The 12,080-nt window shown below is 65.8% G+C and carries 11 protein-coding genes; 5 read left to right on the top strand and 6 right to left on the bottom strand.

Annotated elements, in window-relative coordinates:
• The first annotated feature begins 3 nt into the window (after window positions 1-3).
• Window positions 4-1,212, top strand: coding sequence for a glycolate oxidase subunit GlcF (gene glcF, locus GQB00_RS11770; protein WP_165856348.1), 1,209 nt, complete (start codon window positions 4-6; stop codon window positions 1,210-1,212).
• Here glcF and GQB00_RS11765 read toward each other — a convergent pair whose 3' ends face one another.
• Window positions 1,213-2,622, bottom strand: a complete 1,410-nt coding sequence (locus GQB00_RS11765; protein ID WP_165856347.1) for a CHAD domain-containing protein — start codon at window positions 2,620-2,622, stop codon at window positions 1,213-1,215. It lies immediately after the preceding gene.
• Between the two features lie 172 nt (window positions 2,623-2,794).
• On the opposite strand from GQB00_RS11765, the gene GQB00_RS11760 reads away from it, so the two are divergent.
• A complete protein-coding gene (locus GQB00_RS11760; RefSeq protein ID WP_111493496.1) occupies window positions 2,795-3,694 on the top strand; it encodes a bile acid:sodium symporter family protein in 900 nt (299 codons plus the stop codon).
• 130 nt (window positions 3,695-3,824) lie between these two features.
• A complete protein-coding gene (locus GQB00_RS11755; protein ID WP_165856346.1) occupies window positions 3,825-3,992 on the top strand; it encodes a hypothetical protein in 168 nt (55 codons plus the stop codon).
• A 355-nt stretch (window positions 3,993-4,347) separates the two neighbouring features.
• On the opposite strand, the gene GQB00_RS11750 is transcribed toward GQB00_RS11755, so the two are convergent.
• Window positions 4,348-4,581 carry a hypothetical protein gene (locus GQB00_RS11750; protein WP_162628702.1) on the bottom strand — a complete coding sequence of 78 codons (234 nt, stop codon included), beginning with the start codon at window positions 4,579-4,581 and terminating at the stop codon, window positions 4,348-4,350.
• Window positions 4,582-4,792: 211 nt separating this feature from the next.
• On the opposite strand from GQB00_RS11750, the gene GQB00_RS11745 reads away from it, so the two are divergent.
• Window positions 4,793-5,734: a LysR family transcriptional regulator gene (locus GQB00_RS11745; RefSeq protein WP_162628703.1), complete on the top strand. Its 942-nt coding sequence runs from the start codon at window positions 4,793-4,795 to the stop codon at window positions 5,732-5,734.
• A gap of 129 nt (window positions 5,735-5,863) precedes the next feature.
• On the top strand, window positions 5,864-6,529 hold the full coding sequence (locus GQB00_RS11740; protein WP_111493500.1) for an SDR family oxidoreductase: 666 nt from the start codon (window positions 5,864-5,866) through the stop codon (window positions 6,527-6,529).
• A 4-nt stretch (window positions 6,530-6,533) separates the two neighbouring features.
• Here GQB00_RS11740 and GQB00_RS11735 read toward each other — a convergent pair whose 3' ends face one another.
• The 4 genes from GQB00_RS11735 to GQB00_RS11720 all read right to left on the bottom strand — a co-directional run bounded on the left by GQB00_RS11735 (window position 6,534) and on the right by GQB00_RS11720 (window position 11,793).
• On the bottom strand, window positions 6,534-7,760 hold the full coding sequence (locus tag GQB00_RS11735; RefSeq protein WP_165856345.1) for a response regulator: 1,227 nt from the start codon (window positions 7,758-7,760) through the stop codon (window positions 6,534-6,536).
• Between the two features lie 81 nt (window positions 7,761-7,841).
• Entirely contained in the window at window positions 7,842-9,656 is a 1,815-nt protein-coding gene (locus tag GQB00_RS11730; RefSeq protein ID WP_165856344.1) for a BMP family ABC transporter substrate-binding protein, read from the bottom strand.
• A 158-nt stretch (window positions 9,657-9,814) separates the two neighbouring features.
• Window positions 9,815-10,873 carry an AraC family transcriptional regulator gene (locus GQB00_RS11725; RefSeq protein ID WP_165856343.1) on the bottom strand — a complete coding sequence of 353 codons (1,059 nt, stop codon included), beginning with the start codon at window positions 10,871-10,873 and terminating at the stop codon, window positions 9,815-9,817.
• Window positions 10,870-11,793, bottom strand: coding sequence for a GGDEF domain-containing protein (locus tag GQB00_RS11720; RefSeq protein ID WP_165856342.1), 924 nt, complete (start codon window positions 11,791-11,793; stop codon window positions 10,870-10,872). Before GQB00_RS11720 ends, GQB00_RS11725 begins: the two co-directional genes overlap by 4 nt.
• Window positions 11,794-12,080 lie beyond the last annotated feature (287 nt).

Below are 12,080 nucleotides of genomic sequence, written 5' to 3'. Positions count from 1 at the left end.
CCTATGCAGACCAATCTTGTTCAGGCATTCAGTGCCACCGAAGAAGGCCAGGAGGCCGAAGCCATCCTGCGCGCCTGCGTGCACTGCGGCTTCTGTACCGCCACCTGTCCCACCTATCAGGAGCTCAACGACGAGCGCGACGGCCCACGCGGTCGCATCTACCTGATGAAGCAGTTCCTGGAAGGCGGCGAGGTGACGGAAAAGACCCAGACCCACCTGGATCGCTGCCTCACCTGCCGCAGCTGCGAGACCACCTGTCCGTCGGGCGTTCAGTACGGGCGTCTGGTGGACATCACCCGCGGTTTCATCGATCAGAAGATCGAACGCCCGCGCCGGGAACGGCTGCTCCGGTGGGCCCTGCGCCGCATTGTGCCCAACCGCGAGCTGATCACGCCGCTGCTGGCCCTGGGGCAGCTGTTCCGCCCCCTGCTGCCGACCGCGCTGAAGGACAAGGTGCCGCCCAAACAGACCCCGCGCGCCTGGCCCAGCGCCCACCACGAGCGGGTGGTGATCGGTCTGGCCGGCTGCGTGCAGGCGGCCGCCACGCCCAACACCAACGCCTCGGCGGCGCGCGTGCTGGACCGGCTGGGGATTTCCTTCGAGGAAGCGCCGGACGCCGGCTGCTGTGGCGCCATCAATCACCACCTGTCCGCCCACGAAGCGGGTCTGGAGCAGATGCGCCGTAACATCGACGCCTGGTGGCCGCAGGTGGAGGCCGGCGCCGAGGCCATCGTCATGACCGCTTCCGGCTGCGGTGCCATGGTGCAGGACTACGGCCACCTGCTGCGCAACGATCCGGATTACGCCGACAAGGCGGCGAAGATCAGCGCCATGACCTGCGATCTGGGCGCCTATCTGCTCAAGCAGGATCTGTCGCTGCTGCGCCCGGGGGAGCACACCGGCAGGGTGGCGTTCCACTGCCCCTGCACCCTGCAGCACGCCATGAAACAGAATGGGGTGGTGGAGCAGGTGTTGCGCAAGGCCGGCATCGATCTGGCGGAAACCCGCGACAAGCACCTGTGTTGCGGGTCAGCGGGGACTTACTCCATCCTCCAGCCGGAGATGAGCCAGCGCCTGCTGGGCAACAAGCTCAAGGCCCTGACCGTGGACCAGCCCGACCGCATCGTCACCGCCAACATCGGCTGCCAGCTGCACCTGGGCAGCCGCGCCGACCGGCCGGTGCAGCACTGGATCGAACTGCTCGACCGCTGATCAGGCGCCTTCCGGGGCCGGGCGGGTCTTGCGGGCGCGGGTCACCGGTTCCGGTGGATCGATGGGGTCCAGGGTCAGGATGTGCTGGCGGGCGGCCTGTTTCTGGCCGGTCAGGCGCTGGATCAGCGGCGTCAGCCGTCCGTCCGGGTCGCTGTCGCGCTGGTAGGCCTGCATGAAGGTTTCCTGCACATGGCGGTCCTGGAATTCCCCCAGGATCGACTGGCGTTGCTTGAGATCCTTGCGAAAATCCGACGGCAGGGCGCGGTCCAGGTCCGCCAGGTAGCGGATGCGCTTGAGGTTCTTGCGCAGACGATGGAAGTCCTCGTCGGCGGACAGGTCCGACAGCGCCACCAGCCGCGCGTTGTGGTCGGCGATGCGGGCGTCCAGGACCTCGCGGATAAGGTGCTTGTTCTGTTGTTTGAGTGTCTTTTCCAGGGTGGCGGAGTGCATGAATTCCCTCAGGCTCTCCATGTCGTCCAGGTAGACGCGGGTCTGGATATGCCCGGCGAACCCGGTCTGGGCCGCCTGCTGGCGTTCGCGGAAGGCGGCCAGCGCGCCGGTGTCGGCCAGGGCGTCACGGTAGTCGGGATCCCGCTCCCAGTCGGCCAGGGTGTCCATGAACACGTCCAGGTCGCGCAGGTCGCTGGTGGCCCGGGCGTGGCGCTTGAGTCGCTTCACCGACGGTTTGAGGGCCTTGTCGCCGGACAGGGCGTAGAGGGTTTCCAGCACCGCGCGTACCTTGCGGATACTGATCCGGTACTGGTGCAGGAATTCGGGGTCGAAGCCCAGCGCCGTGCCGGGTTCCAATGCCTGTAACCGTGCCATCAGATGCTGTAGCGACAGCGCCATGCCGCGCAGCGCGCTGCCGCCCTGTTTCTTGCCGGGGTCGCCGGGCTGCTTGCGCTGGAACTCGTGATAGCTCACCCAGCCCGGTTTCAGGTGTTCGCCCAGGGCGCCCGTGTCGGGCTCCAGCTCGGACCAGTGCTGGATCGGCAGCAGGATGTGCACGCCGCTGCCAGTGGGCAGGGCATCCACCGGCTTGCGCAACAGGCGGTTGGCCAGCTCTTCCAGGGCGGGGTTGTGGCCCACAAGGGTCACGCGGTCTTCGTCGCGCTTGAGCAGCCATTTCCACAGGGTGTCGGCGCTGAAGGTGTAGAGTCGGGACTTGAAGTGAACCCGCGGCGGCAGGCGGTCGTCGTTGAGGCTGGCGATCATGCCTTCGATGGTTTGCCGGGCCCGCATGGCGTTGCTGGCGTAGATGACGCCGTTGAACGCGCCGATCCGTCGCAGGGCGCCGGCCATAAGGCCGAGCTGGCGCTGGCCGCGCTTGTTCAGGGGGCGTTCCCAGTCCTCTAGCGCGGCATCGGACCAGCTGGACTTGCCGTGGCGTATCAGGAAGAGATGCTTCATGAATGGCTCGGAACCCATGATGTGTCAGCCAGCTTAGCACGCCTTTTGTGACGCGACTGTTTCGTGGACAAACGTCAACGCGTTGACAGTTTAGCCGTCTGGCCGGCTGGTAGGCTGTCCATAATCGCCGCTGCGGTGGACGAATAACAACAATCATTCAGGTGTTCCGATCATGACCAGTTCCGTGTTCTCGCAGGTGATTCTTCCCCTGAGTCTGTTTGTCATCATGTTCGGCATGGGGTTGTCGCTCCGGGTGGCGGATTTTACCCGCGTGGCCCGTTTTCCCCGTGCCGTCCTGCTGGGCAGCGTTGGCCAGATGCTGCTTTTACCACTGATGGGGTTTGCCGTGGCCGCCTGGCTGCTGCCGACGCCGGCACTGGCCATCGGTTTGGTGCTGCTGGCGGCCTGTCCCGGCGGCACCACCTCCAATCTGGTCACCTATCTGGCGCGGGGCGACCTGGCGCTGTCGGTCAGCCTCACCGCCATCAGCAGCCTGCTCACACTGGTCACGATTCCACTGATTACCGGCCTGGCGTTTGTCGCCTTTGCCGACGCCCGGACTCAGGTGGAGGTGCCGGTCAGCACGATGATGGGCGCCCTGTTCCTGATCACTCTGCTGCCGGTCATGCTGGGTATGGGGGTGCGTGCCCGGGCCGAGCGCGTGGCCGCCTGGCTGGAGCCCAAGGTGAACGTGTTCGGCGCGTTGTTCCTGGTGTTCCTGATCGTGGTGATCGTGGCCCAGCAGGGCGAAACCATGATCACCCAGGTGGCGGATACCGGGCTGGCGACGCTGGTGCTCAATGCGGGCATGATGGGGATCGGATTCGGTCTGGCCCGGGCTTTCCGTCTCAATGCCGACCAGTCCACCTCCATCACCCTCGAAATTGGCATCCAGAATTCCACCCTGGCGATCCTGGTGGCCACCACCTTTCTCGGGAATGCCCAGATGGCGGTTCCGGCGGCCGTGTACTCCCTGGTGATGTACCTGTCCGGTGCGGCGGTGGTGGGCTGGCGCTACCGCCAGAGGCAGCAGCTGCAGGGCGCCGTACTCCCCGAAAACGACCCGGCCTGAGGCGCCAGATGCGGGCGTTCAGTTTTGCTGAACGCCGACGTCAAAAACCTTTCGATGGATCGGGACAGGGCAACTGCGTTGTCATGGTGTTGAGCCAGTATCCAACACCGTCGTCATCGGGAGGTTTGTCATGAAACCGAATCGCACCCACCAACTCGAGCAACTGATCCACACCCAGGGCACCGCGGCGGACCCCACCCGCCGGGCCCGCGCGCAGTTCCTGCGCAGTCTTTTCCAGCGTCGCCGCCGGACGGCCACCGCGCCGCAGCCCGCGCTGAAGCGCGTGCCGTCCGCGTGACTGGGCTGTGGCGGTGATCGGAAGCGAATGGGTGATCTTGTCGATGCGGCTACTAACGGCCATCCCTGGCGTTGTTCGGCAAGCACACGCATTCGCTTCCCGCTTGAGCTGACCGGTGGCCGTATCCGAAGGGTCCCGCAAACGAGCAGGCGGGATCCTCCGCCGCCGTCAGCGTGCTCTGCGTCTTGTGTTACCCGTCAGACCGCTTTCTGAACAGCCTTCCGGGCACTGAATGTCTGTTGGAGACATGCCCGCGTACACCATGCCCCTGAATAAAAGTCCCGCACAAAAAAAGGGGTGAGCCGGCACAGCTCACCCCAAACGGGGCCGTTGGGCCCCGCGACAGGCCGGGGGATCATTCCTGCCAGAACGGCTTGTTCATTTCGCGCTGCAGGCTACCGGGTTCGAGGCCGATATCCCGTTCCATGTGTGCCAGCCAGGCCGGTGTGGCGCGGCCGAATTCGTCACGCAGGGCGCGCCGGTTGGCGGCGCGGCGGCGCCAGATGCGCCAGCGGCGGACCAGGGTCAGGCGGGCGGGATCGAAACCCCGCAGCGAACGGCGATGGGTGTTCAGGATCATGGTGGACATGGCAGTTCCTCCCTGTAAGCGTCGGCGGTGCCGCGCTGGTCAACGTCCTTTGATGCTAGGCACTGAGCGTTCGGGGCGGAATCTATTAATTTTTCACGCGGCGTTAAGAAATCCTGAACGTGGGGAAGGGCGGCGCGGCAGACGCCGGTGTCGCACCCTGCTATTCTGCCGGGAGCAGTCGGAAGGAGAACCGGCTGGAAGGGAGGGCGAGATGCACATACAGATCGACAAACTCCGTTCCTTTGCGTTGATTGCGGAGGAAAAGAACCTGACGCGGGCGGCGGAACGGCGCTTTTCCACGCCGGCGGCGGTCAGCGCCCAGCTCAAACAGCTGGAGGACGCGCTCGAGCTGCAACTGTTCGAACGCACCAGCAAGGGCATGCTGCTGACCGACGCGGGCTGCCGCCTGTTGCCCCTGGCCAATCGTATTCTGGGCAATCTGGCGGAATTCGAAACCACCGCCAAGGCCATCGCCGGCCGGGCGCGCACCCAGTTGCTGTTCGGTCTCAACGCGCTGCCCGAGCTGCTGCGCTTCGAACCCCTGATGGACGCCACCGCCAAGGCGTTGCCGGACGTGTCGCTGGTGATCCGCTCCGGCACCTCGCCGGATAACCAGCGCGCCGTGTTGGCCGGGGAACTGGACGCCGGGTTCGTGTTCAGCGGTCGCGACCACCCCGACCTGCTGCGCATGGAGCTGGGCCATGTGACCATCGTCACCATCGGTCCGCCCTGTGGCGACCAGGGACCGCTGCCCACCGACGTCAGCGAGCTGGCCCGCCGTCCGTGGATCTCGCCCACCGAGCAATGCCCCTACATCAACCTCATGCGCCAGACCCTGGGGCACCATTATGCCGGCGCCAACGTGGTGGCCACCTCGGACGACGAGTATTCCACCATCGCCATGGTGAAGGCGGGGCTTGGGTTGGGGCTGGTGGAAATCAACCTGGCCCAGATGGCGGCTTGCCGCGGCGAAGTCACGCTCTATTCGGAGACCAATGCACGGGTTCCGCTGTACCTGGTGATGCGCTGCGACCGCCATCACGACCTGCCGGAACTGGAGGTGTTCGCCCGCCTGGTGCGCGACCAGTGGCAGTCCGAGCGGCAGGGCAAAGCACCGGAGCAACCGCCTGAACTGGCGATTACCGCTTCCTGACGATCCAGTTATGGGCTGACTGGGTATTTGTCGCGGGGGACGTCGCTGTTATAGGGTCTCGCGCAGCGTGTTGCGCCTTATGCATTGATCCGCCAATCAGGTTCAGCGGATAACGATCAGGAGAGACAGATGGAACGGGTACTGATTACCGGAGCCAACCGTGGTGTTGGACTGGAACTGGCGCGCCATTATGCCCGCCAGGAATGGGCCGTGATTGGCGTTTGCCGGCAGTCGTCTGAGGAGCTGGCCGCGGTGGCCGAGCAGGTCATCGACGGCGTGGACGTGACCCAGGCGGCGGGCATTGAGCGGCTGGTGTCGGCGGTCAGCCAGACCGACGGCCTGGACCTGCTGATCAACAACGCCGGCCTGCTGCACGATGAAGTGCTGGGCGACATCGACTTCGACTCGATCCGCGCCCAGATGGAAATCAACGCCTACGCGCCGCTGCGGGTCACCGAGGCTTTGCTGCCCTATCTGCGCGAGGGCGCCAAGATCGCCAACATCACCAGCCGCATGGGCTCGATCGCCGACAACGACTCCGGTGGCCGCTACGGGTACCGTGCCTCCAAGGCAGCCCTCAACGCCTTTGGCCGTTCCCTGGCCATGGACCTCAAACCCCGCGGAATCGCCGTGGCCCAGCTGCATCCGGGCTTCGTGAAGACCCGCATGGTCAACTTCGGTGGCCTGATCACACCGGCCGAATCGGCGCTCGGGCTGGCCACCCGCATCGAGGCCCTGAATCTCGACAACACCGGCTCCTTCTGGCACAGCAACGGCGAAGAACTGCCCTGGTAACCGGTTACGTACGCGCCGACTGCAATCGGGCCCGGCGCCGGGCCTTATGGCCCAGGGCCTGAACGGTCAGGGTCAGCTGTTGCGGCGGCACCGGCTTGATCAGGAACAGCTCGGTCAGCAGGCTCGCCGCTTCCAGTTCCCGCCAGTGCTGGATCTCACCCGAGATGAACACCATGGGTGTGAACTGGAAGGCCTCCTTCTCGCGAATGATACTTGCCAGTTCCGGGCCGGACACGTCCGGCATCATCACGTCCAGCACGATCACGTCGGGCCGGAAGCCGTCGAGGCCGTCAAAGGCATCCAGGGGGCTGGCGATTTCCCGCACCTCCAGGCCGGCCACGCGCAGGCTGGCGGCGGCCGCTGCCAATAGATCCACGTCATCGTCCACCAGCAGGACCCGCAGCGGTGTGTCGCTATCGGGGTTGCTGAACGGCTCCAGCAGCCGCAACAGCGTCTCCCGCTCCACCGGTTTGGTCAGGTAGCGCGCTGCACCGGCGCGCAGGGCCCGCAGGCGGGCTTCCAGGGTGTCCATCACCGACACGAAGAGGATGGGGATGGCGTGGGTCCAGTGACGCTTGAGCCGTTTCAGGTATTCGGCCCCGGCGTAGGTGGCGCCGTCGAAGCGCATGTCCATGATAATGGCGTCGGGTCGTGTCAGGCCGGGGAACAGGTCCGCGTAGACGGCGATGGAATGGAAGGTTTCGGTGCGGTAGCCCGCCTCCGTCAGCCAGTGCGCGATGAGAGCCGTCTGCTGGGGATCGTCATCGACGATATGGATGTGGCGCGTTTGCGGGGGCGCCTCCGGCGGCAGGACCGAGATCAGCATCTGGTCTGGCGGCTGATCGCGCAAGGTGGTCAGGTGATCCGCGAGGAACCGGAGTTCGCGCCACTCGATGCTGTCGCTTGGCGCCGTTTCCAGCGCCTGGCGCCGGAGTAGCCGGGCCATGGCTTCGGCGGTACGACCCACTTCCCGGTATCCGTAGGTGCTGGCGGCGCCGATCAGGTTATGCAGGCCGTCGCCGGCCAGGCGGGCCGCCGCCTGCGCGCCGGGGTCGGGGGCTTGCTCCGTGCGCTGTATGCGATGGATGGCGGCGACAATGGCATCGATACGGGCCGGGAGATGGGCGCGGAATTGCTGCTGCAGGTGCTCAAGTTTGCGCGCCAGGCTGCTTTTTTCCTCGAAATCGCGGGTGCTGCGGGATTCGGATGCATCGAACGTGTCGTCGTCCATGGTTGCTTCCTCCCTGATGTTGGGCCGTGCTATCCGGCGGAGCCTCCGATGGCTAACCGGGAGTATAGACCCTGGCGTCGATCACTGGGTCCATGCCGCTCCCGGTGGTCGGTTATCGGCTTTCGCCTCATCGACCTTCGTCTTTTCAACCCCGTTGTTACCCGTCTCGACGCCCGGACCCTCGAAGTAGCGATCGGCCTGGTCCCACAGCGCCACGGACTCGCGCACCTGGGACAATTGATTCCAGAGTTCCTCGCTGAAGCGCGGGTAGGTGCGGTAGAAGTCCCGGCTCAACAGCAGGTAGCTGGCTTCCTCGCCGATTGCATCCGCCGTCTTGACGATGGTGTTGCGCAACCGGGGTGAACGGCCAATCAGGTAGTCGGCGTGCAGTGGATCGGCGACCACCGTGTTGACCCGGGCCCGTTCCAGCATCCCCAGGCGGCTGCGCAGGTTGTCGTTGCGTGACAGGTCGACGCCCTTGCGCGCCAGGTCCTCGGCGATGCGCGTGCCCAGCGGGACCGCGATGGGCATCAGGCGGTAATCGACGCCGGTTGGACTGTCGGCCCGGCGATAGACGGCCAGGTCCCAGTGCATGAGCGCACGGGAAGGATCCGGCCGGCCGTCCTCCACCGGATAGACGGCGATGTTGTCCAGCTCCGGGCTGATTGATTTGACCAGCAGGGCGTCGGCCTCGTTGCGGCCCAGGCTGTAGATTCCGCGGCGCAGGGGCTGGCGCTCGTAGTGGAAGGGCACACCCAGTTCCTGACTGGCCAGGTTGAGGGCGTCGATGACAAGTCCGGGTCGGTCGGCGCCGCCGGTTTGGGGGGCGTTGGTGATGTAGGGCCACTGTGGGGTATCGGGCAGCAGCACGCGGATGCTGAGGGGGCGGCGTTCGGTGGCGATGGCGCTGCCGTCGCTGTCGCTGACGATCAGCCGGCCGGCCAGGATGTCGTTGCGCACCTGGTCCACCGCGTCGTGCATGGCGCGGGTGATCAGCGGCGCATTGTGCTCGTCCATGGCCAGGCCGACGCCGTCCTGGGCCAATCCCAGATGCTTGACGCGATTGCGCCACAGCCCCCAGCGCTCGCTCACCAGCGCCACGTAGACCGCCCGGTCCAGCTTCTTGAGCACCGAGGTCAGTACATGACCGGGGGCCACGTCATTCTGGTTGCTGTCCACTCCGATGCCCAGGGCGCCGGCTTCCGCCAGGGCGCGCAGGGTGCCTTCGCCGCTACTGCCGGCGGCGGAGAAGACGATGTCGGCCTGGTCGGCGAGCAGTTTCCGGCCGGCCTGGTAGCCGGCGTCGGCGTCGTCGAAGGGGCGCGCACTGTTGTCCGACAGGTACAGCGTGCGGGTCTGGATCACCGGATTGACCGAATGGGCGCCGGCAAAGAACCCCTCCCGGAAATCCTCGATGGCAGGGATTTTCATGCCGCCGACGAAACCCAGCACCTGGCTTTCGGTGCGATAGGCGGCGAGGACCCCGGCCAGGTAGGCGGCTTCCCGTTCGCGGAACAGGATCGAGCGCACGTTGGGGAGGTCCAGCGAGTAGTCGATGGTGATGAAGGTGGTGTCCGGATGGGCCTCGGCGGCGGCACGGACGATACGCGCGGTGGCGGCGCCGGGGGCCAGGATGGGGTTGCGGCCGCCGCGGATCAGCGTATCCAGGTAGCGGTGGTACTGTCGCGGGTTGGCGGAGGCTTTGTAGGCGTAGTCGATGCCCTTGCGTTCGGCGTAGGTCTGCACGCCTTCCAGCAGTTGCTGATTAAAGGCGTTGTCCTGCACCACGTCGGAGTTGAAAAGGATCGCGGGGCGGAACGAGCTGTCGGCGTGGGCCGTCAGGGTAAGAAGCAGGGTAATGATCAGTGCCGTGAAAGTTGCCCGGTGCAAGCGCATGCGTGGTTCCGCGTAACGATTCTCCCTCCATTTTGCCCGTTGGAGTGGATGTGTCGCAATCCGGGCTGTGTCGTCGATTCCGGACGGCCTGATGCGGCGGCAGGTCGTCCCCGACGCAACGTCCCGGGTGGGCGAAAAAGGACGCTCGGGGCCCTGGTTCACGGCGTCAGGATCTGGCCGCGGTAGTCGCTGGGGGTACTGCCGGTCCAGCGCTTGAAGGCGCGCCGGAAGTTGGTGGGGTCATTGCAGTTGAGGTAGTCCGCCACCTGCTCATTGCTCCAGGCCTTGATGTGGAACAGGTACAGGCTGGCGTGCAGGCGGGCGTCGTCGAGCAGACGCTGGAAGCTGCACTGGTGGTGCTTGAGTTTACGTTTGAAGGTGGCCGGACTCATGCCGAAATGACCGGCGACCTGCTCCAGGCTGAGCGGCCGCGACAGGTTCTGGTAGAGATGGCGATAGACCACTTCCAGGAAACCGCGTCCGGCACCCAGCTCAGCCAGCAGCGTATCCGCCTCGCCGCGGGCCACGGTGGTGATCATCTCGGAACCGGGGCGCCAGCGCTGGTGCAGCCACTGGCGTTCGATCAGCATCACGTCCACGGCCGCGCTGAAGCGCAGGTGTTCGCCGAAATAGACGTCGTACTGGGCCCGGTGGGCCGGGGCCTTGCCGTGGAACAGGTAGCGCCAGGGCAGCTTGCGGCCGGCCAGCCAGGCGCTGACAGAGGCGACCGCGCTCATGGCGGTTTCGGTCAGGAACGGGCGCAACGCGCCGGTGCCGATGGGGTCCAGCCAGACCAGGTAGCACCAGCGTTCGTCCTCCACCACCTGCGGCACCAGCCAGGGAAACAGCAGCGGCTGGTAGCGGCGAATCACTGCGAGCATGTCCGCCAGGCTCCCGGCCTGCTGCAGCAGGGTGCTGATTGCGCCGTAATGGCCCGGAAACAGGCGGCTTCCCCAGAGGAATCCCAGTTCCTGGCCACGCTCCATCTGCCGCGCGTTGTCGATCAGACGCAGGGACTGGGCCGGGCTGATACAGGCCTGGCCGCGGTACAGGTCGTCCAGGAACAGGCCGGTGTGCCGCAGCAGCTTGTGGCTGCGGGCGCCGCGGTCCTGGGCCAGCTCAATCAGCAGGGCGGGCTGGTGATGGGCGGCGATAAACCGGCTGTCGGCATCGTACCAGCGTGTCTCGACCGCGGCCTGGGACGGGGTGCGGCTCATGCGACCCGGTCCGGGGCCTTGTCCGACTTGGCCCAGGCCAGGTCGCGGTTGGCCCGTTCCAGCAGGTCCTGGGGTGAAGCGTTCAGCGCCAGCGCGGTGCCGACGCTGACGGTGTGATAGGCGGTCTCGCCCTCCAGGCTGGTCTTGTAGGCGAAATGGCTCGCCGCCGCCTCGATCTGGCGGGCCAGGATCCGCGCCAGCACCTCGCCGGTGTTGGGTAGCAGTACGGCAAACCGGTCGCCGGCATAGCGGCATACCAGGTCGGTCTGGCGGATGTTCATCACGATCAGCTGTGCCATGGCCTGCAGCAGCCGGTCGCCTTCCCGGGTGCCGAAGCGGCGGTTGAGGTCGTCGAAACGGTCGATGTCCACCATCAGCAGGCACACCGGCGTACCGGCTTCCCGTGCCCGGCCCAGCTCCTGTTCCAACTGGCGGCGCAGGTAACCCACGCTGGCCAGTTGGGTCAGCCGGTCCACTTCCTTGTGCTCGCGAAAGTGGCGCTCGCGTTTGCGCAGCTGCTCGCTGATCACCAGTTGCTCCCGATGCCAGTGGAACAGCCCCAGGGTCAGCAGCGCCATGCCGATGGGCAAAGAGGCGGACTCCAGCCAGGTATCCCACCACTGGCCGGGGGGCATGCGGATGAATTCGTCCAGCGCGTCCTGCCACATGGCGAGAAAGATGAAGGCGATGCCAGCGAACATCAGATTGCTGACCCGGCCGGCGGGCCGGCTGCCCAGCACCATCACCAGCCAGGCCAGCACCATCAGCGCGCCGCCGCCCTCGCCGAACACGTCCAGCCACTGGATCTCGGCCCAGGTCTTGGTGTCGCCCAGCGCCAGGCAGGCCACCAGCGACAGGTTGGCGACCAGGCCCAGGGCCACCAGTTTGGGACCGTGCAGTCGCAGGTTCCGGGGTGCCATCGCAATCTCCTGAAGGGTTCATGATGTCTGTGTAGTCCTGTCTGTATCAGGGGCGGATGACAGATCCGTGACAGGGCAGGGGGTCAATTTGGCTCACTCTTCCGAGGGGCAGACGGGGAAATTTTCGTATCCGATCGGTCGGCGGAGCGGTGCACGGGCCCGCCAATACAGGGGAGGCATGGCCGGGCGGGACCCCGGCGAGGCGGTCAAAAAAGCTCATCGGTAGCCTGAATCGTCTCTTAACTTGCTGATTTTTAGGCCTTGTTCAAAAAGTTGTCACGGTTCTG

Origin of the sequence: Marinobacter sp. JSM 1782161 (assembly GCF_011421605.1) — a bacterium.
GTDB classification, from domain to species: Bacteria; Pseudomonadota; Gammaproteobacteria; order Pseudomonadales; family Oleiphilaceae; genus Marinobacter_A; species Marinobacter_A bohaiensis.
This window is presented reverse-complemented; position numbering and strand designations above follow the sequence as displayed.

Bases quoted from the DNA above. Each gene is read 5' to 3' on its own strand.
- glcF (WP_165856348.1), top strand. From the start codon at position 4: ATGCAGACCAATCTTGTTCAGGCATTCAGTGCCACCGAAGAAGGCCAG.
- GQB00_RS11765 (WP_165856347.1), bottom strand. From the start codon at position 2,622: ATGAAGCATCTCTTCCTGATACGCCACGGCAAGTCCAGCTGGTCCGAT.
- GQB00_RS11760 (WP_111493496.1), top strand. From the start codon at position 2,795: ATGACCAGTTCCGTGTTCTCGCAGGTGATTCTTCCCCTGAGTCTGTTT.
- GQB00_RS11755 (WP_165856346.1), top strand. From the start codon at position 3,825: ATGAAACCGAATCGCACCCACCAACTCGAGCAACTGATCCACACCCAG.
- GQB00_RS11750 (WP_162628702.1), bottom strand. From the start codon at position 4,581: ATGTCCACCATGATCCTGAACACCCATCGCCGTTCGCTGCGGGGTTTC.
- GQB00_RS11745 (WP_162628703.1), top strand. From the start codon at position 4,793: ATGCACATACAGATCGACAAACTCCGTTCCTTTGCGTTGATTGCGGAG.
- GQB00_RS11740 (WP_111493500.1), top strand. From the start codon at position 5,864: ATGGAACGGGTACTGATTACCGGAGCCAACCGTGGTGTTGGACTGGAA.
- GQB00_RS11735 (WP_165856345.1), bottom strand. From the start codon at position 7,760: ATGGACGACGACACGTTCGATGCATCCGAATCCCGCAGCACCCGCGAT.
- GQB00_RS11730 (WP_165856344.1), bottom strand. From the start codon at position 9,656: ATGCGCTTGCACCGGGCAACTTTCACGGCACTGATCATTACCCTGCTT.
- GQB00_RS11725 (WP_165856343.1), bottom strand. From the start codon at position 10,873: ATGAGCCGCACCCCGTCCCAGGCCGCGGTCGAGACACGCTGGTACGAT.
- GQB00_RS11720 (WP_165856342.1), bottom strand. From the start codon at position 11,793: ATGGCACCCCGGAACCTGCGACTGCACGGTCCCAAACTGGTGGCCCTG.